We start from the raw sequence: 24,784 nt of genomic DNA on the forward strand, positions 1-24,784 counted from the left end.
TAGACAGAACGAATGATTGCAGTTCCGTTGTCCATCATATGATCTCGAAATTGAAGCAATATGGTATAATGGGCTTGAAATTCGGGAGACAAGGGAGAAAAAGATGATGAAGCTGATCGACTTAAGCGTACCTATTAGTCCACGTATTCAAGAGCCACTACCTGCGAAGATTGAATATTCGAGCCATGAAGCAGGGGCACTGCAAGCCGCGACGATCCTCGGACTTAAGCAGGAGGATTTTCCAGAAAGCAAAGCATGGGCAACAGAAACCGTGACCCTTAATACACATGCCGGTACTCATATCGACGCACCATGGCACTATTGGCCAACATCGGAAGGGAAGCAAGCAAGAACGATTGACGAAATGCCTCTCGAATGGTTTTATTCTGATGGTGTAGTGCTTGATTTCAGCACCAAACCGCCAGGATACGAGATTACGACGGACGATCTGAAAGCCGAGTTACAACGAATAAACTACACATTGAAACCTTTTGATATTGTTCTCATTCGCAGTGATGCGGACAAGCGCTTGTATAATGAACACTATGCATTCCTTCATGCCGGTGTATCAGCTGAAGCAACGTTGTGGTTGCTGGATCAAGGCATCAAGGTAGTTGGTACTGACGGCTGGGGCTGGGATATCCCGCTTAACCTGCAAGCTGAAGCGTACAAAAAGCAGCCTAAGGAAGGCGTCCTATGGGCAGCGCATTATGTCGGTAAGGACCGGGAATATTGCCAGATCGAGAAGCTGGCCAATTTGGATCAGATTCCTAAACCGTTTGGGTTCAAGGTATCCTGCTTCCCAATTAAAGTGGAGAAGGCGAGTGCAGGCTGGGCACGTCCGGTCGCAATCGTGGAGGATTGAGACTGACAAAATGGGAGGAAACGATCTTTGATTCATACAACAAAACAAGGTCTCAGACGTTTTCTATTAGAAAAACAACTGCTGTTGCAACCACGGCTCAACGAAACGACCAGTAGAGAGCAGGTTCTGGACGTTATACGACAACTGGAATGCGTGCAAATCGATCCGGTCGCTGCCGTTCGAGCCAATCAGCATTTGGTGTTATCTGCCCGAATTGCTAGCTATGAGCCCGGTCTTTTGAATGAATTGCTCAGTGAGCATAAAGTGTTCGAGTACTTTGCTAATGCAGCATGTATGATCCCAATGGAGCATTATCCTATATTTCAGCCTACCCGGACACGAATTCGTGAGCATACGTTATCCGCGTTAGAAGCTTTGCAGCCTGTACCGGAGCAGGTAATGGACAAGCTTCAGGATGAAGGGCCGTTGCCTGCCAGAGCTTTTGAATCGGAAATGCGGGTACATGGTTATTGGGAAAATACAAATGCAAAAGCAAAAACAAAAGCGACCTCCCATGCGATAAACCTATTGACTGATGCAGCTCACATTCGTATTGTCGGAAGGGAAGGCAATCAGAGGCTATTTGATCTGGTAAGTCGCAGCGTTCCAGAAGAGCTGCTCCAGACAGCTGAAGATTTGGATATGGAGGAAGCCGAGCGGTTAATGCTGCTTAAATATTTCCGTGCTTACCGCGTATTCGAGCCATCTGACGCTCGTTTTGGCTGGTTGAAGCTGAGTGCTGCTGAGCGCCGTGTAGCGATCAAGCAATTCATTCAATGCGGCATCATCACGGAGGTGGCGGTAGAAGACCTTAAGCATCCTTATTATGTATTGTCTTCAGATGTGGAACGGGTACTGGCACACCATAAGGAAGCTGCTGATAAGGATAACAGCTATTTAGATGCGGAGGCTGAGCAGATTACTTTTTTACCACCTTTAGATAATATGCTTTGGAGCCGTAAACGGCTTGAGGATTTATTTCATTTTGAATACCGTTGGGAGATCTACACGCCTGCGGATAAAAGAAAATACGGCTACTATGCGATGCCTATTCTAGCTGGAGACAGACTGATCGGCAGAATGGACCCGCGCCTGAACCGGAAAGAAAATTCGCTTAAGGTGGAACTGCTGCAGTTTGAACCTGAAGCTCACGTTACAGCACAGCTGCGCAAAAACGTGAAGAAGGCCATACAATTGTTTGCAAAAGCTAATGGTGCGGATCATGTTCAATATACTTAGTTCTGTATAGGCGTTGTGAATGGGCTAAGGCAAGGCGATGCAAAGAAAAGGCTGCAGATTATGGATCTGCAGCCTTTTTGCATTATACAAGTCTTTTAGTACGGTGGGGCGGAAGATGAACCGCAACACCAATTACGATTACTTTGCTGCCTTTTGGGTACGTTTGGATAACGACTGGAAAAGTCTTTCCGCTTGCAGTGGTGTTTTTCAGGGTAATGACGGAATGATGGGAAGTGGCTGTGTAGATAGCTTTAGATCCTGAGAAAGACCTTCTCCAGCATTTATCAAAGTAGAGGATCTCGTCCCGCATATCATGTACCGTGTAATTTCGTTCCAACCTAGCAGCCATAATCGAACACTTCCTTGTCCTAATATGAAATGGATTCTCTTAAGGATATGCAAGATTAATAGGTTGGATTGTTCTGCTGCCTAGAGGCTGCAAGATAACAGACAGCCTGATTTAAATAAAGAGCTCCTCCGGAAAGAAACTTAACGGAAAATGGAGGTTATTTTGGTAGGTCTAGAGACTTATTTCATATATTCATGGCATTGACTATACTATGCATGTTGGTAACTGGATAATGTTACCATACTTTTTGATTATGAAAGGGGTAATTTATGTTACTTAGCCAACCGACAGTCAGAAATCTTAATGTACATTATGATCTCCGATTTCTGGGTGACACGGGACAAGATGAACCACTCATTCTAAGAGCAGGAGGCGTATCGTATCCACTTGTAAGACATAATTTCGATTCATTAAGCGCCAATGGTTTTGAGTACGAGTCCGAAGTCCTGCCTCCCACTCATTATGGTGTCTCCGTCCCCCACGACACTTCCAAGGTTCAATTCATTCGCGTCTACGGTCCACCAGACAATCAAGGTATCCCAACGTTGAAGGCAGCAGCCATCTCCACATCTACAATCGGGAAAGTATTCTCTGCGGCCGATACAGTCAAAGCCATCCTATTTCTTAATCCAAGCATAACGGTCCTAACGCCTGACCACTCAGACACCGTGTTAAATCATATGGATGATACCGACGAGCTCCGCCAAATGGTTATGATGCTCGAGCAATTGAAGGACACCTGGAATACAGCAACGATCATAACGGACGATAAGGGCCAGCCAGTTATGGACAAGGCAGGAAAGCCGTTCTACACCTATGAGCTTCACCCGTACTTGTTGAATCTATCTGCAGGTGCTTCAGCTAGTATCAAGAGCAAGATTTATAGTGATCCTAGCTTGCGTGGGATCCGTTGGAATGTACAGGCAGGAATCAGCCACATTACGGAAAATCAGGAAAATCCATCAGCCTTAGCTGCAAGTCAGAGCGGATATCACTACAATTTGAAGGATGGCGGACCGCAATACGGCATTTCAGTAGCGGTTGAGAAGCTGACCAATTCGTTCGAGCTTGATCTGAAGGTGACTAATTCATTCATCCGGCATATGTCAGTCTACGCGACATTCTATAAGGGGGATGGTATTACTCCCATTGAGATGAATAGCGATGCTTTGCTTGCTCTGCTAAGGGGAGAAAATCTTCTCGAAGTAAAGGAATGGATGGATGCACTTGGTGAGGCGGAGCAGCTTCTTCTTGGTACCAAGTCGCTCAAGTTCATCGGTAACGTCAGCCCGGAGGGAACCTTCCTTGGTATACCTGTGACGGAATCTTCTTCGTTGTTCTCGTTCCAATTGCCATCCGCTGACCCGATTGGCAAGCTTCGTTTATCCATTGGAAGCCTCGGTAACGGCAATTCACATTCCGATGCGGATCCAAGTGCGGCGTGGATTGGAATCGGAGCAACTTCCCTGATGGAATTGGTCATCCCAACCGTATCCTTGATCATGACGGTAGGTACTGAGAGCAGCAAGATGTTCGATACGCTCTTCAAAAAAGTGAAGTTTATCGCTCCAACCGTCTATTCCATCTATACGGTAGTCAAGGATATCATCAACGACTCAAGTAATACAGGCAACGATGTGAAAAACATGATTGCCTCGCTTGCGGACAGGATTGTCTCCACGGTTCTCACTGGTTCAGAATTTGCAGCAGAGCTCGCTGCGATATTGTCGGCTGAGGAGGTCGAAGAAGCGATTCCAGTTGTAGGTTGGGGACTAAAGGCGTTGGCACTGGAGGGAACTGTCGCTCAATTGGCTCAAACCGTTGGCGAGGTTATCGCTTCTCCCCGTGTGGTTGATTTTGAACTCACCGTTACAATGGATGCATCGATATCTCTCATTGCCGAAGCAGATGACGGGCAGCAGCCGGAATTCGCTGCTACCGCAGCCTATTATATCGTCACAGCGCAATATAGCGACAATACAACCCGTACATACAGAGGTGTTATTCCAGATCCGAAGGCAGCAAGTATATCATTCGAGCTAAAGAACGTCCCAGTCGGCGGAAAAGTAACTTTCCTAGCTGCTGTATATTCCAAGGAAGGATGGCTTGTTGGCGGAGGAAAATCTGACTTAATAGATAATCTGCTTACGCCAGGCAAAGACCAATTGGTCGTCTCCGTGAACGTAAAGCAGATGCTGTATCCACTCAATGAACAGACGACCTACCAGCATAACCAGCTGCTGGTCCAGCAGGATGGCCAATATTCATGGCAACAGACAGCTGCGCCTCCATCAGAAACAGCTGAAAACCTCGGAACAGGGGGGAGCGGACATGTGCTGGAGAATCTAGCGGGATTGACGCTGAATTCTAATATGGGGCTGCTAGGCTATGCTTGGCAAGCATCAGGTATGAATATTCCGCCAGTTGATGGAGACAACGGGGACAATCTGCAGCTGTATGCTTTCAAGAATATTGCATATGGTCCAAATCCTAATGCAGGCGTAATGAATACGCCAAAAGGCTTCAATAAAGCTCCGCTGCTCGCTTATCCACAGTTAGGAGCGGAAAGCGGAGCTGCCGAGTATTTTTACTTGGATCCAACAGGAGATTCAGAGAGCGGATATCACCTCCGACAGATCAAGCCGATCAATGACTCCTCGGTTCCGCAGAACAGTCCGGATCGAGAATTCGACCTTTCGGCAGGAGAGAGCTGGGGACGATTCAATTTGCTCCCTGCATCCATGGCCTATCATTCCAATGGATATGTTGTTGCTGTCAATCCCGCGTATCCCGTCATGCAGGTTCTTCAAATTCCTTCTAGCGGACAATCGGACGACCAAGCACCATGGGCGATGATCACGCTTGGGCCAGGCACGAGGGAGGGACTGCTGCTGCAGCCGGAGCTCGTGGCGATAGCTCCTAACCAAACGGTGTACGTGTTGGAGAAAGGCAACCAGCGAATCCAGGCATTCAGCCGAGGTGGTCATCCAGTAGCTGCTTTTGCCGCCGATCCTGCATATCCGTATTGGATTAGCTTGGTGAACCACGATGCTGCTCAGGATGTGAAGTACCTCTCTATGAGCGTAGAAATTCAAGGCCACATCTATGTACTTAGTCAATACGGGAACGGTTATGAGGCAGATCAGTACTATCTGGATATTTACACACCTGCCGGAAGCCATTTGGTTACACAGAGGGGATTGGTCGCTGCGTCGATGGCCGTTGACCTCTGGCGGAATCTATATACCTTGAACTTCCAACAAATCAGCTCTCCAACAGGCTGTACAGAGCCTTCCGTCAGCGAATGGACGCCAAGCACGCCAAGAAAGGATGAAATCTAATGAATCCTATAACAAAGTGGACATTCAACACAGACACGCTTGGATATGTAGAATCCTTTTATGAAGAATATTACTATGCAGGTGGATTTGCTATCGTAGGTATAGGTAGTGGTGGAAAGACTTCTGAATTTAATATTTATAACTTGGGCGGCGGCCAGATCGCTATTCAAGACCCGTTTGCGAATTGGTATTGGAACAGTCACTACGAAGACGTGATGATGCTCTGGTATAATAACGATCATAATTTTACGTCCGACCATATCGGTGATGAACAAAAGTTCCGGCTTATTAATCGAGGCCATGGACAGGTATCCTTTCAATGTACAGGCGGAAAAAATGCAGGGAAGTATTTGCATTCCGACAAGGACGGCTGGTACCCCCGCGAATTTTCCTTTGGGGATGGCACTTTAACATTGAAGGAAGACGGTTCACTATTCAAGGTAGGGGGAAGTCTCTTGCCTATCTTGATCATTACGAACTCTGCGCGAGATTTGGATCTGTCCGGTGCAGATTTATCCGGATTGAACCTGGATAATGCAGATCTTACTAATGCTAATTTCAGCAGAGCAAACTTCACCAAAGTACAATCCTTTCATAATGCGCAATTCGTCAATGCCAATCTACAGCTCGCTAATTTCGACGGCCTGTGCTTGAACGGTGCGAATTTCACACATGCCGATTTCAGTGGAACGGATTTAACAAAGATATTGCCTTCACCTTCCCAGCTATCCTACGCCAATCTGTCTAAAGCCATCCTGAAGGGGGTCGATCTGTCGAAGTCTAATCTGACATATGCGAACCTGACCGGAGCGATGCTTGACGGAGCTAACCTGAGCGGTGCGGACTTATCGGGGGCGGACTTCACCGGCGCATCCCTAGTGAACACGAAGCTGGACGGCGCGATTATGCATAATACCCGATTTGACCATTGTGATCTATCGCAAGTTTCTTTCCAGTACCCGCCTGATTTCACCAGAACCGAGAAGGATCGCACCACATTTATCCAGGCAGTCGTACCTTACAAGCTTCTCGGCAACGACTGGTCTTACCTGGATCTGTCCGAAGCCAACATCACAGGTATTCCAGAAACCTTAGCTGATTTGAATGCAAACTATGCGCTGCTGCCGGATGGATTAGATTTCAGCAAAAAAGATCTACACAGCGCTTCTTTCAATGGAAGCCGAATGTATGAGATTCAGCTTCAGAATGCCAACTTGGAGAAGGCACAGCTCACCCATGCACGGCTGAAAGGGGCCAAATTAACTGGCGCTAATCTATCGATGGCTAATTTGGACAGTGCCTACCTGATTTCAGAGAATGCCTCGTCTCCAGGAGACCCAGTTAAGCATGAAGCGGCGGTTGTAGATGATGCTTTCCTCATCAACACGAATCTGACTGGTTCTTTCTGCGATGGGGTAGACTTCTCGGGCTCGCTGTTTATGACCTATGCTGCTCTGGATCCAGATGGTATTGCGAGCGCAAAGAGTGCAACGATGAATCTTGCAAAATTCAATAAAGCCATATTGATTCAAGCTGAATTCGACAACGCGCAACTAGCTGGCAGTGATTTTAGCAATGCTATATTGGTCGGAGCAAGCTTCAAGCAAGCGCAATTGATTCCCGCTACACAGCCCCCTAACCCTGATGCCAGCTTCTACGAAGCGGATTTGCGTGGAGCAGACTGTACCGGCGCCAATATGGATGGGCTTGATATGCGGTCAGCGCAAGTATCGACCGGGCAGGGCGAATTTAATCAAGTGTACAAGGATTACTACGGGGTTCCTATACCTGTAATACTGTCGTATTCCGCTACAGTGCTAGGAAACACAACTACCGGCACAACATGTCCGGATGGCTCAAGAGGGCCTTGCCATTTGAAGCTGATGACAACAGCCTTTTCCAGTGATGAGCAGTAAATAACTATAAAAAAGAACAGGCAAATTAGGATGAACTTATCCCAACTTGCCTGTTTTTATCCCCGTATTAAACCTTTTCCTAACAGATGCTTACTTCGCCAGTTCCCGATACTTTAAAGCAAGAAGGGACCTCATTAGCATTATAAGTATCCGAGTAGGATTCCTTCCCAACCAACAATAAGCTTGTAGATGGTTACGGTAACTTTAGATCCTTCCGGTACACCTACGGACAATTCTCCTGAACTGTTTTCTAAAAAACGATTCGTTTCTTTATGTCCTCCGCCATCCCAATCCAGTGAAAAATAAATTACAATCGGAGCCCAGTGATTCTTAACCGTTACTGCTACGTGAGTCATTATTAAATCCTCCTCAGGTCAGGCAGCTGTGGTACTTCCTTTTGAATGAAAATAAATGATTAGTCCACCCTAAGGATGATTGTGAAGTGATCTTTGAGGGGGATTCGCTTTGTCAAATTCATCAGGGTTAGTGTTAACTCCACCAGCACGTGATACTAAGGTATTTGTACCGGAACTCGTATATTTTGAACCGGATGCGCTAAACTATCCGAAAGGCCAAAGAATACATGAATGGGCTGTAGAGCAAGGACTTCCGATACGTATGACGACCTCTCATAACCGAATAACCAATTTACCGGGAGAGAGTGATCTTGAGAAGTATAGAATAGCCAAAAGAACTCTTGTCGTTGGCATTCGGAAAACCTTGAAATTCGACCAGTCAAAGCCTTCTGCTGAATATGCCATTCCTATAGCTACAGGATGTATGGGCCATTGCCATTATTGTTATCTTCAGACTACTCTTGGAGCAAAGCCTTATATCCGTGTCTACGTTAATACTGGAGATATTCTAGAGCAAGCCGAAAAGTATATCCAGGAACGCGCCCCGGAGATTACCCGATTCGAAGCGGCGTGTACTTCTGATCCAGTAGGTCTCGAGCATATCTCCGGTTCGCTGAAGGAATATATCGAGTTTATGGGACAGCAGCCGCTTGGCCGGCTTCGTTTTGTCACGAAATATCACCATGTTGAGCCGCTGCTTGATGCGAAGCATAATAAACACACTCGTTTTCGTTTCAGTGTCAATGCAGACTATGTCATTAAGCATTTCGAGCCGGGAACTTCGAACTTTTACGAACGAATTACCGCAGCCGGCAAGGTTGCTCATGCTGGTTATCCTCTTGGATTTATTATTGCCCCTATTATTTGGCATGAAGGCTGGGAAGATGGTTATGCCGAGCTTATCAGTCAATTAAGAAAAGCACTTCCACCTGAAGCAAGATCCGATTTAACCTTTGAATTAATTCAGCACCGTTTTACGAAAACGGCTAAAAATATTATTCAGCAACGATATCCAAAATCCAAGCTGGAGATGGAAGAAGAGAAGCGTAAATACAAGTGGGGACGTTGGGGCCAAGGTAAATACGTATATCCGGATGATCAGGCTACCGCACTTAAACAATTTTTATACAAACAGATCAATGAGCATTTTCCAGAAGCTAAAATCGAATATTTTACTTGATTTGGTTCACAAGTAGTTCAAAATAACCGAAGTCGCTTATGGGGGCTTCTTTATTTTTACGAACCATGGCAACTCGTCGTACGATATCAATGGATAGGAGCAAAAATAAGAATGAATAGCGAGAAAGTAGTGGAAAAAATAAAAGAATCCATGATCCCACTGGAAAGTGCGGGCGATCTTGATAAATTAGTTCAAACAATCGGGGATGCAGATTTTGTATTGCTGGGTGAAGCATCTCACGGAACGTCTGAGTTCTATACATGGAGAGCGGAATTATCCAAGAGGTTGATCGCTGAGAAAGGGTTCTCCTTTATCGCGGTGGAAGGGGACTGGCCATCTTGCTATACATTAAATCGATATGTGAAACAATATGCCGGTGCTGCCCCAAACGCCAGGGAGGCGCTTCGAGATTATAACCGCTGGCCGACCTGGATGTGGGCAAATGAAGAGATTTTGCAGTTTACTGAGTGGCTTTATGAATATAATAAGATTGGAACCATAAAGGAAAAGGTCGGTTTTTACGGCATCGATGTGTACAGCTTATGGGAATCCATTGATGAAATAATAAAGCATTTGGAAAAGACAGGTTCTCCCGAACTTGAAACAGCACGTAAAGCTTTTACCTGTTTTGATTCTTATAACCGCGAGCCGCAAAATTACGGGGTCTCCGCCGCTTTTCTATCCGAAGGCTGCGAAGAAGAGGTTATGAAGCTGCTGGGAGAGCTTCAAGCCAAAAGACAGCGAAGCGATTACCGGGACGAAGCACTGCTCAGCGATGAGATGAATGCGCTGGTAGCGGTCAATGCCGAAAACTACTACCGGTCGATGGTGCGTGGAGGTCCCGAATCATGGAACGTTCGGGACCATCATATGGTTGAAGCGTTGGAAAGGATTAAAACTTTTCACGGCAAGGGTGCCAAGGTCATCGTATGGGAGCATAATACACATATTGGCGATGCGCGGGCAACGGACATGCTCGAAGATGGGATGATAAACGTAGGCCAACTGGTCCGGGAGAAGTACGGACAAGAACGCGTATATGCGATCGGTTTCGGTTCACATCGAGGAACCGTTACAGCGTCCAATCGGTGGGGTGGGGAAATCAAGACCATGAAAGCCCCGGAAGCCCAGCCGGACAGCTGGGAGGATCTTATGCACCGGGCAGGTGCCTTTGATAAAATGCTTCTGTTTGACCAAAAAGAACCCCTCTTCATGGAACCCATTGGACATAGAGCAATTGGCGTGGTATACAATCCCCGGCATGAGCGAGGCAACTATGTTCCTTCTGTCATGGCGCATAGGTACGATGCATTTATTCATATTGACGAATCGCATGCTTTGTCTCCTTTGAAACAGGAGGTTTTGCACGTTTGAGTAATGGGACATTCCATAACAGGAATGTCCTTTTTTGGTGTTTATACATTAACGAATTGAAGCATAACTAACCTGAATCTGGAAAGGATAAACAAATCATGTTCTTGAATGAGGGAACAAGGAGGGGATGTATATGAGTATCTTTCGCCGATCCAAAAAAACTGACAAACAAATGAAGACAATAACAAATGAAAGGGAACTAGGCCCGTCAGAAGATGATGAGGCTGCTCTAAGCTCATCGCTTTCCGATACAATTTCTATCCTTCGTTCAAGAATAGGCTTAAGCTCTGATTTCATTATTCGGGAGTTGGGAGACAAGATAGCGATAAGCTATATCGAAGGTTTGGTTGACCAGAAGCAATTGAGCGAATTGATCGAAGCTTTAATTGCTGGACATGCTCAATTCTCCTCATTTACACATGATCCTGCAGAGCATTTGAAAAGTATTATCCCCATTGGAGGTATACACGCTGCCAATACGGTAGGTTTGCTCCTAACTGCTATTTTGTCTGGAGAAGCAGTCGTAGTGATTGATGGCCTGCCCGGAGCAATTACTGTCTCGATCTCTGGTGGGATAAGAAGGTCCGTTCAGGAGCCTTCCTCGCAGACCGTCGTGCGAGGGCCAAAAGAGGGGTTTACAGAAGAGATCTCAACGAATATTGCTTTGTTACGAAATAAGCTGCGAACACCGGAACTGCGAATCGTGAATCGCACTATAGGCCGATATACGCAAACAAAAGTGGCAGTGATTTATATTGAAGGACTCGCTAACCCCGAAGTACTCGATGAGTTGTTCATCCGACTGGATTCTATTGATACTGATAGCGTACTGGAAAGCGGCTACATTGAAGAATTCATTCAAGATAAAACATTTTCACCGTTTCCTACTATGATCAACACGGAACGGCCGGATGCCATTGCAGGCAATCTTTTGGAGGGTCAAGTAGCTGTTATGGTGGACGGGACACCTTTCGTTTTAGTGTTGCCAGTTACTTTTTTTAAGTTTTTTCAGTCTAGCGAGGACTATTACCAGCGTTACGATATTACTTCCTTTCTCCGAATCATACGTTTATTCTCATTCTTTATAGCCCTGTTTCTTCCCTCCATATATATTGCCGTCACAACCTTCCAGCAGGAAATGCTGCCGACCACGCTATTGATCAGCCTGGCTGCTCAACGGGAAGGCACTCCACTTCCAGCGCTGCTTGAAGCATTGCTTATGGAAATAACGTTCGAGGTTATACGTGAAGCAGGCGTTCGGATGCCGAGGGTAATCGGTCCAGCAATTTCTATTGTAGGTGCACTTGTATTGGGTCAAGCTGCTGTCCAAGCAGGACTCGTCTCAGGAGCAATGGTTATCGTGGTATCCTTTACGGCGATCGCGAGCTTCGTAATGCCTAATTTTAATATGGCTTCTGCGGTGCGTCTTATTCGGTTCGGATTAATGCTGCTCGCCGGCGTATTCGGTTTATTCGGAATTTTAGCCGGGGCAGTTCCTATACTCGTTCATGTCGTTTCGTTAAGCTCTTTTGGCGTACCCTATTTCACACCGTTCGCTCCATTAAGATTTTCGAACCTTAAAGATACGGTGATAAGGGTGCCATGGCGGGCCATGAAGACGCGGCCTTCAAGTATAAGTGTTCAAAATAAGGTTAGGCAGTCTACTTTCAACAAGCGTAACAAAGAGTCTGAAGGAGAATGACGCATGGGCAAGTTCCAATTGTTAATTGTGGTTATGATGTGCATGGTCTTGTCTGGATGCTGGAATCAAACGGAATTAAATGAAGTCAGTATAACTAGTGCAACTGGCTATGACCGGGCAAATGGAAAATGGGAGGTAACCCTCCAAACCATTGTTCCTTCAGCTATGGCGGTCGGTACAAATGGGGGGCCGGGCGGGTCAGGATCAGCGGTGCATGTTTTCTCGACGAAAGAAAAAACGATTCAGCAAGCACTAAACAAGAGTAATCTCGAAAATTCACGTATGCTCTATTTTGCACATAATAATGTGATTGTCATCGGAAGAGAAGCGGCTGAGGAAGGTATCAATGAAATTATTGATCTTTATCTCCGGACGACTGAGTCGCGTGAGTCGGTATACGTACTGCTTACCTCAACAAAGGCTAGTGACGTGCTGAAAGATCTTATCCCACCGGAAAGCCTTCCTGGCGTTGCCCTTGCTCATATTCTGCAGAAGGAAGGGGACATGTCCGGATATCTTCCACCAATTAAAATGTATGAGCTGGCTAAAAAAATCACTTCAGATGCAAGGTCAGCTGGTATACCGGAAATTACAGTCACTGGAGATGGAGGGAAGTCTCTGGAGTCTCTTGATGTTTTCAAAAAAACATCCTCCAGTGAAAAGCTCAAGCTTTCACGTTTGGGAGTTTTTCATGGAGACCGCTTAATTGGATGGATGAACTGGCAGGAGAGTTTTGGCATTTCCTGGATGTCGGATAAGATTAAAATGAGCAGCATTTCCTTCAGTTGCCCAGGGCCCAAATCAAACAATAATTATTCATCCTTTAAGATCAAATCGGCGAAAACAAAGGTGACCCCTATAAAGAAGGGTAACGAATTCACGATGCAATTAAAGGTAAAAGCAGGCGGGATACTGACAGAATCGTCCTGTTTAGGTGATTTTTCCGATCCAAAATATACTCGGGAAATGGAAGTAGAAATAGAAAAACAAATACTAAATTTCATCAATATAGGCTGGAAAGCCGTGCAGCGGCTGCAAGCAGATCTTCCGGGCTTTGCCGGCTATGTTCACCGGAAATACCCCAAAGATTGGAATGAAATGAAAGAGACCTGGGAAGAAAATGAGCTAGGCGAAATAAAGCTCGACGTTCACGTGAAAGCAATGATTCAACATCCTGGGTTTTTCAGTAAGGTATTCAACTCAGAAGGAAAGTGAGATGCGGGAATTGAAAAAATCGACTATCGAGGTTCCAGAATTAGTCGGCACCATTATCCTATTCGAAATCGGAAGCACCACATTATACATGATCGGGTCAAAGGCTAAACAGGATGCATGGCTGGCGATGAGTATAGCTGCTTCAATCGGATTGGTGCTTGCCTTACTTTATTTAGCAATCTATTACAGGGATCCGGAACGGGATCTCTTTGAACTATTCCGGCATTATCTTGGGAAAAGGCTGGGGACAGTTATTAGTTTATCCTTTGTCGTTTATTTTGCCTATGAAGCGTCACGGGTGCTAAGGGATATGGGAGAATTAACAACTTTGATCCTGTTAAATAAGACGCCGCTGTTTATCATCATGCTGTTAACGGTAATCGTTGTTGGCAATACCGTTCGTTATGGCGCTCGCGTATTATTTCTGACCTGCCTTGCACTGATTCCAATCATGATCCTCAGTTATCTTTTTTTAGGTACGATGATCGTAGGAACGGGTTTAGTTGAATACGAACAGATCATGCCCGTACTTGAACATGGCTGGGAACCCATATGGAACGCGACTGTACCCATTGTAGCTTTTCCATTTGGCCAGTTAGTCCTTTTTCTCGTGTTTTTTCCTCTTGTTAAGGAGAAAAGAAGATTTCGATCGCCAGTTATCATTTCATACATATTGGTTTCCCTTTTTTTAATTGTATTTAATCAAATGAACTTTCTTGTTCTCGGTTCCTATATCGCTGATAAAAGTACGATTCCTCTCTTACAGGTGATCCAGTTGATTGAGATCATCGATGTTTTTGAGCGGATGGACGTGTTATTCGTATTGATCCTGTTTATGGGGATTGGGATTAAAATGGCTGCTTTTTTTGTCGGTGCAGTGACTGGCTTACAAAAAATAACTGGCATTGGATTAAAGAAGTGGGTGATACCTTTAGGAATTATGATATATGCTGCTTCCTTTCTATCGCCCAATTATTCGCATCACATCTGGTTAGGTCTAGAGAAACTGCCCCTAATGTTTTTAATCTTCCAAATTGCGATGCCGCTTTTGCTCTTTATCATTATGCTTGCACATCGGAAACCAAATACAAGGTACCGCAAGGCCTAGTCCGCAGGGTAAACCTGCGGGCTTTTCGTTTTTTGTACAGTATATACAAAACGATTAATACAGTAATTAACTCGAATCACACCATCGTTGTGCTGTTATTCGAGAATTGAACAGTTTCCATGATCCGTGGCTTCGTGCACGATGGTAGAGCGGAGACGGAATGACTGACTCCGTTCCCATTCCAAGCACGAAGGAGAGATAACAGTGATGAAATCCAAACGGACGGTGACCGGATTGTTCTTGTCGCTGGTTCTGTTGTCCGCAGCATTCCCGTTGCCGGCAGCAGCAACAGCAGCGGCGCCTGCTGGAGGAAACATGATCTCAGCAGCAGATTACGGCGCGAACGGCCAGGATGGTCTGGACGATAGGGCAGCAATTCAAGCGGCAGTGGATGCGGCTTCGGCTGGCGATACCGTTCTTATTCCGAAGGGTACGTATCAGTTGTCAGGCACGGTGATGGGAAAGTCGGACGTTTCCATTAGAGGCGAGAAACGAGATAAGACGATCATTCAGTTCACCTCAGAAGCAGATACATACATGTTCTACCTTCATAATGTAACGAACGCTTCGGTATCAGACTTGACGTTGGATGCAGGGCAGAGCCAGATTGCAATGTCGGCTGTCGTGTCCGAAGGCGGTAGCAAAAACAAGATGAACAATCTTAAAGTTCAGAACTTTATCGCGACGGAAGGCTTTGGCCCGCATGCCTTGTACGTGGTAGGTTCGACTCATGTGAGCATTACGAATAATAAGATCACTAATATTGGAACCGCTTCCATTTGGGGTGCAGGCGTTCGTGCAGGCTGGGGTTCGTCGAATGTGCTGGTCGAGAATAACGTCATCGCGGATACAGGACGCGGTGGCATTCTTGTCAACGACGATAGTCCAGGTGCTGTCATTCGTTCCAACAAAATAACTGGCTCAGGATTGAAGGAGCACGGCTTGTCTATTGAACTGCATACGAACGTGGATAACTCCATCATTGAGGACAATGTAGTTGATTTCTGGATCAGCGCAGTTCGTTCCGACACTGTGGCGGTTCGCCGAAACGTCGTGAAACCAACAGACGGCAGGGTAGGCAGTATCGGTCTTGAGGTAATGGCAGACAACGCTGTAACAACTGACAATATCGTAGACGGAGGCCAGCAGGTTGGTATCCAGCAATCTCCGGGTACCGGTCATCAGCTTTGGGGCTATAACGTCGTCAAAAATATGGTCATGTGGGGAATGCAGCTGCAGGGCGAAGGTACAGGGGAAATCGAGCAGTTCCAATATTTCTACAAGAACAGCTTTATTAATACACAGGAGGGTAACCCTGCCGCTGCGTATCCGGGTTATGACGGGAACGGTGTACGGATTCATGGCAGCTCGCAAAACCTGACGTTCGACAGTAATATAATCTCGGGCAATGGGCGTAAAGGCATCGAATTCACAGGAGCAGCGGGCGTCGACCGGCTTAGCTTCATCAATAATATTGTTACGGGCAACAAAGACGTCGCCGTTGATCCATATCCATCTGCGGCTGGACACCTGGAATGGAAAGGGAATATCGTACTTCGCAACGGCAGTAACGAGCAGCCGGTATCGCGCGGCTTTACCAATCCAAAGCCGACTGCGGATTTCGAAACACCAACTCTCGTACGTGTCGGCGAACCGGTTACGTTCGTGAACAAATCGAAGGACAACGGCTCCATATCGCATCAGCTGTGGGACTTTGGTGCTGGACTTCCGAGTGCAAGCAAACAGCCTACCTACGTATACGACCGGCTTGGCGCATATCGAGTGACATTGGTCGTCTGGGATAACGAAGGACGCGCCAGCCTTAAGGAACGTATCGTGCTCGTGCGTCCAGGTAAGCCGGATACACAAGCACCGTCTGTTCCAAGTGGTCTCGTCTCGCCATTGCAAACCGATGAGACGATTGCTCTGAGCTGGAATTCGGCAGCGGACAACGTTGGGGTCGTCAGCTACGATGTGTATGTGGATGGGACGCTTGCTGGATCTACTGCTCCGGGAGAATTGACCTATCTCGTAAACGGGCTTTCCCCTTTGACAACATACAGCATTACACTCCGTGCCAAAGATGCTGCGGGCAACATATCTCCTCCAAGTGCAGCGCTGACGGTTGTAACCGAGGCACCCGATGCAGAGCCTCCAAGCAAGCCGGCTGGTCTGACCGCTGCTACAAGCGGATCGACAAGCGTCAGCCTGAGCTGGATGGCGTCTACTGATAATAAGGAGGTTGCGGGATATGAGGTCTATCGAGGCGGTAATCTGATCGGGACGACAACAGGTTTAACCTATGAGGCAACAGGCTTGATGCCAGGAACATCGAATACGTTCACAGTCAAGGCGAAGGACGCTGCAGCTAACACTTCCGAAGTAAGTGATCCGGCTACGGCCGTTCAAGCCGCGCCTCTTGGCGATGTGTATTTGAGCGATTATAACTGGGACAGCGGAACCGCGGGCTGGGGCAGCATCATGCGAGACAAATCCTCTGACGGCAGGCCAATTACACTAAATGGCGTCGAATACCCTAAAGGACTCGGCACGCATGCCGCTTCAGAAATCGTCTACACGGTAGGTGGAGCGTACAGCCGTTTCCTCGCTAAGGTAGGCGTGGACGACGAGACGTATGGCAACGGAGCAGTATCCTTTGAGGTATGGCTTGATGGCGTGCTTGCTTACAACAGCGGCGTCTTGACCGCATATTCGGAGACAGCATCGATCGATCTGGATATCAGTGGTGCGCAGGTTCTTAAGCTGGTCGTTACAGATGGCAGCAACGGCACCGATTGGGATCATGCGGATTGGGGAGATGCCCACATCGTATTCGACAGCGGCGAATAGAGACGAGGCAAGTGATTTCTAGAAGACGTATGGAGCAAGGAAGCCGTACCATCATGGACGGCTCCTTGGATCCATTGTCTTGAATGAAGGGAGGTGAGTAATGAACCATAATGCCTAGCATCAGAGAGGAAGCTCTTTACGGGTTAGCCGTAAATGTCTGCATGTCATTATTCTTATGTAGAAAGCGAGAGTGAACTCATGAAACAAGCGAAGTCATTAAAGACATCTAAGGCGAACAAAAAAATGGTAAGTCTCTTATGCTCGGCGGCCTTGCTGCTTCCCCTCATACCGGCAACGACTGCTTATGCTGCATCCTTAGACGTTACTTCTTATGGCGCTAACGGCACCGACACAGGTGACGACAGTGCGGCCTTCCAAGCTGCCGTCAATGCAGCGTCCAGCGGTGATACGGTATTTATCCCGAACGGCACGTATTACCTGAATAGTGCGGTGAGCGGAAAGTCAGGTGTCAAAATTACAGGCCAAAGCCGTGATAATACGATTATCGAATACTCTTCTTCGACGGCTAATACGTTCTTCTCTCTCTACAACTTGTCCGGTGCCGAAGTGTCTTCAATGACACTCGACGCTAACAACAGCACGGTACCGCAATCTGCGGTTGTTTCGGAGAATGGCAGCGGCAATAAAATATTGAATCTCAAGGTAAAAGATTTTGGGATGTCTTCCGGCTTTGGTCCATTCGCGTTGTATGGGGTCAACACAGACAATTTGACGATCAAAGACAACGTCGTTACGAACATTGGCGTCAATTCGGACTGGGGCGGCGGTGTGCGCGTAGGCTGGGGTTCAGATCACTCTCTGATCGAAAATAACTATGTCGCAGACACGGGCCGTGGCGGGATTTTCGTCAACGATGACAGCCCTTATGCAATCGTACGTGGTAATACGGTCACCGGTACCGGTCAACAGATGGAAGGTCTCGGCATCGAGCTACATACCAACGTCGATTATTCTCTAGTTGAGAACAATACGGTCGACCACTGGATCAGCACAGTACGCTCTGCCTATATCGCGGTCCGCAACAACTATGTGGGGTCGAGCACAACAGTGGGCAATATGGGTCTCGAAGTCATGGTCGATCATGGCGTCACTTCCGGTAACTTAGTCGACGGCGGCCAGCAGGTTGGCATGCAGCAATCACCGGGTACGGGATACCAGCTCTGGAACTATAATACGGTCCAGAACATGGTGATGTGGGGGATGCAGCTGCAGGGTGAAGGAACGGGGCAGACGGAGCAATTTCAATATTTCTACAAAAACACGTTCAAAGACGGTGCGTCCGGAAATCCTGCTGCAGCATATCAGGGGTATGACGGCAACGCAATCCGTATTCATGGCAATACGCAAAATATTACGTTCGACAGCAACACAATTACGAACAACGGCCGCAAAGCAATTGAAATTACGACTGCTGGCGGAACGGATCGCCTCAGCTTCATTAACAACACGATTACGAATAATGGCGGACCGTCTATTGACCAGTATCCATCCTCTGCGTCAAATCTGGAGTGGAGCAACAATACCGTCAGTGGTAACGGCACGGATACGCAGCTTACAAGCAGGGGCTTCAGTGATCCGAAGCCAGTCGCTAACTTCACAGCTCCTCTAACTGTGCAGCTTGGTCAATCCGTGACCTTCACAAACACGTCGACCGATAACGGTACAATCGTCGAGAATCTGTGGGATCTTGGCGAAGGCCTGCCAGTCACAACTGCCAGCCCAACGTATACGTACCAGAAGCCAGGAACGTACCAAGTTATTCTCGGCGTATGGGATAACGGCGGTCGTGCCAGCGTGAAGGAACAGACGATTACGGTAAACGCAGGACCTCCAGATACGACGGCGCCAACAACACCAACGAATTTGACGTCCCCATCGAAAACAGATACGACCGTTACATTGACATGGACGGCCTCAACGGACAATATCGGTATTGCCGGTTATGACGTTTACAAAGATGGTGTATTGGCTGGTTCAACGGTAGGTTCCACTACAACTTCGTTTACAGTGAGCGGCTTAACCTCTAATACGGCTTACACCTTCAAGGTGAGAGCGAAGGATGCCTCCGGCAACACATCGGCGCAGAGCAGCGCGATCAGTGTGACGACTAGCTCGATTCCGACACCGGTATGGGTGCCTTGTGCAGGCGAGAACAATCAATGCAGCTTCACAGGCACGAAGGACGTACGCTACGGTGCAGCAGGCAGCTACCATTACGGCACTTATACCAACGGGGTAATGTGCAGCAACAACACTTTTGGTGATCCGGCTCCGGGGCAATATAAATCATGTGATGTGAACATGGCGGTTGGTGGTGGAGGCGGTGATACACAGGCTCCTACGGCTCCAGCAGCTCTTACTTCGCCATCAAAAACATCAAACAGCATCAATCTATCATGGAGCGCCTCGACGGACAATGTCGGAGTGACGGGTTATGAGATTTACAATGGAGGGACACTTGCTGGTTCGACTACTGGCGCGACTTCGTTCAACTTAACAGGTCTCTCTCCAAGCACGGCATACAGCTTTACAGTGAAAGCAAAGGACGATGCAGGTAATGTTTCGGCGGCTAGCTCCGCGCTTAATGTAACAACGAATGCATCAGCTGGTGATACGCAGGCTCCTACAGCTCCTACGGGACTTACTTCGCCATCCAAAACATCATTCAGCGTCAGCCTGTCATGGACGGCCTCGACGGACAATGTAGGCGTAACAGGCTATGAAGTGTATAACGGCTCAACGCTTGCAGGCACAACAACCAGTACGACGTCGTTCAACGTAACAGGACTGTCGCCAAGTACGGCGTACAGCTTCACCGTGAAAGCGAAGGACGCTGCAGGCAATGTTTCAGCTGCCAGCTCCGCGCTGAACGTGACGACAAACGCGTCGGGCGGTACAACAACTACCGGCTCCATTACGCGTGAATACTGGACGAATATTACGGGCAGCACAATTGCCAGCATCCCAACTAGCACAGCTCCTACGGGCACCAGCTCGTTGACTAGCTTCCAAGCACCTTCGAACTGGGGTGACAATTACGGCACGCGCATCCGTGGTTATATCGTCCCAACCGTAACGGGTACGTACCAATTCTCGATCGCTGGCGATAATAACAGCGTGCTGTACCTCAGCACGAATGACAATCCAGCGAATAAGACTCAAATCGGGGAAGTTGTCGACTGGGTGAACGAGCTGAGCTGGACGCAAAATTCTGGCCAGCAGTCCGGTCAGATTACACTGACAGCCGGTCAACGCTACTATGTCGAAGTCCTGCACAAAGAAGAGGGCGGCGGAGATCATCTTGCGGTTGGCTGGAAGACACCTGGCAGCTCCACCTATTCGGTCATCGGCGGGGCTAATCTGGCGCCAATTCAATAAAAAGATGGATGAGTGAATCGCAAGCGACGAGAGGTCGCTTGCGATTTTCTTTTTGTGCCTGCAGCGATTAAATCTACTGATCTGTTTTTACCAGCTTTCGTTTCGCAGAGGTTACAATCCACAGGCATAGTGGAATGGCTATCGCGCAAACGGGAATAGCGATGGTTTCCCAAAATTTCTGCAGCAGCATTATCGTTGCTTCATTGGGGATGCTGAGCGCAATGATAAAGATGACTGGAGCACTAAACCACATCATGCGTTTCCATGACTTAATCCGAAACCACTGCCCCATTTCATAACTGGTCATGAACAAATACAAGGAGATTTTCGCGAACACGCCAAATATCCAAATAAAGATGACGAGAATATCCAGGTTCTGAATGAAATTTAAAATGTTGATCGACCGAACCAGCATAAAATAGGGGAATCTGAGCTCCTGTGCAACCGCTGTGCCGAATACCATCAGCACCATAATCGTAGTTATAATGAGCATGATTCCGGTCATCCAGACGCTTGCCATAGTCTTCTTTAGGATGTGCTTGGAATTGGAGAGGAATGACAATAGAACCAGCAGCATAAATGATTCGCCAAGAAATGAAGATGGGGCGAGGGAGGCACTGATAATTTCTTTCAGGCTCGCATCACCCATGACCGGCAGCAAACTTCTCCATTTCGCGTTCGATATATTAAGCAGTAAACTGACCAGCAGCGTGATGATCGTCACAGGTCCTGCTATTTCGCAAAAGCGTCCGATTCCCGTAATCCCGCTGGTGCTTGTTAAATAAATAGCAGCTCCCAAAATCATCACCATCAGCACCCATACTGGTGTTTGATCCAGCAGGACAAGATGAATGAAGTCTGCAAAGGAACGAAGCACATCTCCCGATAGAATAAACCACGCTGTAAAATAGGGGATGGTGATGATTTTGCCAAGCCAAGAACCTAGCAGTTCTTGACTAAATTGGGTTAAGCTTTGACCGGGATGCTGCATCCCTACTTTGACTACCAGATAGGTGATAGCACCACCTAGGACACAGGACAAGAGCATGGACATCCAAGCATCTTGTTTGGCTATTTCCACAGCAGGCGAGATACGCAGCCAAATAGCCATCACCACTTCAACAGTTGCAACGATCCAGAATATTTGCCACCCCGTTAATTTCATATCCTCGGTCCTTTCCTATGTACCTGCTGAATCTCACATCGAAGCGTTCGTTTGTCCCGGATCATGGTACCGAAGATGTACCTCCGCTGTAATCGTCATTTTGCTGAAAGTATCATTCCAATTCTTCTGTAAAGACTTCCATTCATGAGGATACTTCTGATGCACAAGCTCACCGAGTCCGAGTATATCTACCTTGTATTGCTTCTGAGCTTTCTGAATTAGCTTGACGACATCCCGCTCTGCTTCTTGACTCAACTTCTTTTGAATGGCTCCAAGATCCTGAGCCTCTGAAGGGTCAAGTGATGTATTGTTTTCCACAATGTTCCCGAATCCATGTAATTGGATATGCACGTGCATGCCTTGTGCGTCCTTCTCCACCCGAATGTGCCTCTTGGGTGACTTAACCCTTAAGCTGATGTTGCCTTCCTTTTGACTTTCAGATGTTGTCACGGTAAGTGTTTTTTGTCTGCCCTTAATCCAGTTCGCATAATAAGATTCCTCAGGGTTCAAGAAACCGATTAAATGGAGTTCATGCTCTTTATCCAGTATCGCTGCCCCTGAGTAAATGAATTTCTTTTTGGAAGAGTTAGTACTAATTGCTGGAAGCAATACGGCGCCTCCTTTCGGTAACGATTCACACAAAAATTCCCTATAGTAATAAGGCTTCATCCCGAGTGCCATTTGAACACTATACAGAGTCGTACTAATCAAAGCATCGAAGGTAGGCTCAGTAGCAAGGATATCCTTTGCCGTACCGCCTTTCACGATCCAAATCACCGATCTCATCTCCGACTTCGGGTTACGTACGATCATATCCAGATATTTAAGAAATCCCTGTCCCGCTACTCCTTGCTCTGCTATTCTCTGTCCGACCAGAATCGTTTGGCGATGGGCATAAAATAAGGTGCGAGAGAGCTGCATTTGCAGATTCTGGCCCGCATCCATAAAATTTTTCCCGGTGGCGTTGACAACCACAAAGCTTCTTTTTTTACTGGGACCATTATTTTCACCGCCTAAAGCAGCTGGGACTGCAATCTGGGAGCTTACTTCAAGCTGGCCATCCTGGCTCAAGTCGAGCCCTCCGCCGATAACAATTGCTAGTTGGTTGGGCTCCTTGAGATTCCAACAGCTGCTGGTTACGGCAGAGAAGACTAATAAGCAAATGATAATCATTGTTTTCTTCATCAATGGATCCCCCTAACAATCAGGTGTATCTGCTAGCTCGTACCCTTACGAGGCCGTCTCCAAAAAACATCCTTCAACTTGCTCTTCTTCGTCGGCGCGATCGGCTGAAGATATGGTGTTCCGAGCGGAGTCAAATGGATGAGGTGGATCATGATCAAAATCAAGCCAAGAGCCACACCAAACAGACCAAATACTCCAGATAGAATCAGCAGAGGAAACCTCAGCATTCTTAAGGGGTAACCGAAACGGTAACGCGGTATAACAAACGAGGAAATACCCGCCGCCGATACGACGATCACGATAGGTGCCGAAATAATCCCTGCCTGGACGGCAGCTTGACCGATTACCAATGCTCCCACGATGCTGACGAGCGGACCGATTTGCTGTGGAAGACGAATCCCGGCTTCCCTCAATCCTTCAAACATGAATTCCATCAAAAACACCTCAATGACCGTCGGAAAAGGGGATTGCTCCCTAAGACCCGTGATACTCATCATAAGTTTTGGCGGCATCATTTCGGGATGATACGTGGTCAACGCGATATAAATGGAAGGGAATAGGATTGAAAAAAGAGCGAACAAATAACGGATCCAACGGTTCATGGTTACATACAAAAAGCGTTCGTAGTAATCGTCCGGGGCTTGAAGTCCATCCCAGAACGTCATCGGCACGATCAGAACGATAGGAGATCCGTTAACGAAGACAGCTATTCGTCCTTCCATAAGTCCCGCGGATACGACATCTGCGCGTTCGGTGCTCATCATTTGCGGAAAAGGCGAATAGTTGGTGTCTTCAATATATTCTTCGATATAACCAGATTCCAAGACACCTTGGATATCAATTGTCTCGATTCTTGACCTTACTTCTTCAAGCAAATTGTCTGATGCAAGACCTCGGATATAAGCGAGAACAACATCGGTTTTCGTTAATTTGCCAATTTGAAAGGTTTCCATTTTAAGATCCGGCGTCACGATAATCCGTCTGAGCATGGTCGTATTCGTTCGCAGATGCTCGGTAAAGCTTTCGCGGGTGCCGCGCAGGGAAGCCTCCGTTGAAGGCTCTTCAATGGACCTTGTTTCAAACTGCGCGACATCAGCCAGAAGGATGGAAGTCTCACCATCAGCCAGGAACGCTACACTACCTTTTAAAATATGATCCGCAGCTTCTTCAAAGGAGGTTACTCGTTTGGTCTGGAGAGCTGCTACAAATTCTTGATCACACATTTGGGCAAGACTGTCTAATGCCCCAAGTCCTTGAGGAACTCCTTCATATATTAACGGTTTAAGGATACTGGACTGAACAAAATCTTTATCGATCATGCCGTCGATGTACACCAGTAGAAGCTTGGCATCATTGTGCAGAGTTAGACGACGGAAGACCACATCAGAGCAGTGTTCAAATATGGAAATGAGTGTTTGTTCGTTCTCTTTGAGGTTAGAACTAACCGTCCGAGCGCTATTTTCTTGTGAAGGAATGCCTTCATTTGATGGCGTTGGCAATTATGGCACCTACCACTGGAAATGTTTTGTGTTTCTAGATA

Annotated in this window: 16 protein-coding genes; 11 read left to right on the forward strand and 5 right to left on the reverse strand. The window is 47.2% G+C overall.

The genetic code is table 11. From position 1 onward, the window contains the following. Window positions 1-106 precede the first annotated feature (106 nt). Window positions 107-865, forward strand: a complete 759-nt coding sequence (locus FHS17_RS05140; RefSeq protein ID WP_167276460.1) for a cyclase family protein — start codon at window positions 107-109, stop codon at window positions 863-865. Window positions 866-892: 27 nt separating this feature from the next. Continuing rightward, window positions 893-2,104, forward strand: a complete 1,212-nt coding sequence (locus FHS17_RS05145; RefSeq protein WP_167275748.1) for a winged helix-turn-helix domain-containing protein — start codon at window positions 893-895, stop codon at window positions 2,102-2,104. A gap of 82 nt (window positions 2,105-2,186) precedes the next feature. Here the strand turns inward: FHS17_RS05145 and FHS17_RS05150 are convergent, their stop codons facing one another. Next, window positions 2,187-2,453 (reverse strand): hypothetical protein, encoded by a 267-nt coding sequence (locus tag FHS17_RS05150; RefSeq protein ID WP_167275751.1) that lies wholly within the window; start codon window positions 2,451-2,453, stop codon window positions 2,187-2,189. A 269-nt stretch (window positions 2,454-2,722) separates the two neighbouring features. Between FHS17_RS05150 and FHS17_RS05155 the strand changes: the two genes are divergently transcribed. After that, window positions 2,723-5,794 carry an NHL repeat-containing protein gene (locus FHS17_RS05155; RefSeq protein ID WP_167275756.1) on the forward strand — a complete coding sequence of 1,024 codons (3,072 nt, stop codon included), beginning with the start codon at window positions 2,723-2,725 and terminating at the stop codon, window positions 5,792-5,794. Next, a complete protein-coding gene (locus FHS17_RS05160; RefSeq protein ID WP_167275761.1) occupies window positions 5,794-7,710 on the forward strand; it encodes a pentapeptide repeat-containing protein in 1,917 nt (638 codons plus the stop codon). Before FHS17_RS05155 ends, FHS17_RS05160 begins: the two co-directional genes overlap by 1 nt. Before the next feature lie 140 nt (window positions 7,711-7,850). On the opposite strand, the gene FHS17_RS05165 is transcribed toward FHS17_RS05160, so the two are convergent. Further along, a complete protein-coding gene (locus tag FHS17_RS05165; protein ID WP_167275766.1) occupies window positions 7,851-8,066 on the reverse strand; it encodes a hypothetical protein in 216 nt (71 codons plus the stop codon). Between the two features lie 109 nt (window positions 8,067-8,175). Here FHS17_RS05165 and splB point away from each other — a divergent pair, with 109 nt between their 5' ends. From splB to FHS17_RS31190, 7 genes are all read left to right on the forward strand, one after another. Then, on the forward strand, window positions 8,176-9,246 hold the full coding sequence (gene splB / locus FHS17_RS05170) for a spore photoproduct lyase (protein WP_208420212.1): 1,071 nt from the start codon (window positions 8,176-8,178) through the stop codon (window positions 9,244-9,246). Between the two features lie 111 nt (window positions 9,247-9,357). Continuing rightward, complete coding sequence (locus tag FHS17_RS05175) at window positions 9,358-10,620, forward strand: erythromycin esterase family protein (RefSeq protein ID WP_167275770.1); 1,263 nt, start codon at window positions 9,358-9,360, stop codon at window positions 10,618-10,620. A gap of 133 nt (window positions 10,621-10,753) precedes the next feature. After that, entirely contained in the window at window positions 10,754-12,322 is a 1,569-nt protein-coding gene (locus FHS17_RS05180) for a spore germination protein (RefSeq protein ID WP_167275774.1), read from the forward strand. A gap of 18 nt (window positions 12,323-12,340) precedes the next feature. Next, window positions 12,341-13,537 (forward strand): Ger(x)C family spore germination protein, encoded by a 1,197-nt coding sequence (locus FHS17_RS05185; RefSeq protein WP_167275777.1) that lies wholly within the window; start codon window positions 12,341-12,343, stop codon window positions 13,535-13,537. Window position 13,538: 1 nt separating this feature from the next. Beyond that, the gene (locus FHS17_RS05190) at window positions 13,539-14,645 is read left to right on the forward strand and encodes a GerAB/ArcD/ProY family transporter (protein WP_243865173.1); all 1,107 of its coding nucleotides are present in this window, start codon (window positions 13,539-13,541) and stop codon (window positions 14,643-14,645) included. Between the two features lie 207 nt (window positions 14,646-14,852). After that, window positions 14,853-17,495, forward strand: coding sequence for an NPCBM/NEW2 domain-containing protein (locus FHS17_RS05195; RefSeq protein WP_243865210.1), 2,643 nt, complete (start codon window positions 14,853-14,855; stop codon window positions 17,493-17,495). 198 nt (window positions 17,496-17,693) lie between these two features. Further along, entirely contained in the window at window positions 17,694-20,894 is a 3,201-nt protein-coding gene (locus FHS17_RS31190; RefSeq protein WP_167275785.1) for a fibronectin type III domain-containing protein, read from the forward strand. A 73-nt stretch (window positions 20,895-20,967) separates the two neighbouring features. Here FHS17_RS31190 and FHS17_RS05205 read toward each other — a convergent pair whose 3' ends face one another. From FHS17_RS05205 to FHS17_RS05215, 3 genes are read right to left on the reverse strand one after another with little or no spacing between them, the layout of a single operon-like run. Then, on the reverse strand, window positions 20,968-22,059 hold the full coding sequence (locus FHS17_RS05205) for a GerAB/ArcD/ProY family transporter (RefSeq protein WP_167275790.1): 1,092 nt from the start codon (window positions 22,057-22,059) through the stop codon (window positions 20,968-20,970). Window positions 22,060-22,092: 33 nt separating this feature from the next. Beyond that, the gene (locus FHS17_RS05210; protein WP_167275794.1) at window positions 22,093-23,244 is read right to left on the reverse strand and encodes a Ger(x)C family spore germination protein; all 1,152 of its coding nucleotides are present in this window, start codon (window positions 23,242-23,244) and stop codon (window positions 22,093-22,095) included. Window positions 23,245-23,276: 32 nt separating this feature from the next. Then, window positions 23,277-24,743: a spore germination protein gene (locus FHS17_RS05215; RefSeq protein WP_167275798.1), complete on the reverse strand. Its 1,467-nt coding sequence runs from the start codon at window positions 24,741-24,743 to the stop codon at window positions 23,277-23,279. Between the last annotated feature and the right edge of the window lie 41 nt (window positions 24,744-24,784).

This window comes from Paenibacillus lupini (assembly GCF_011761355.1).
In the GTDB taxonomy this organism is placed as follows: Bacteria; Bacillota; Bacilli; order Paenibacillales; family Paenibacillaceae; genus Pristimantibacillus; species Pristimantibacillus lupini.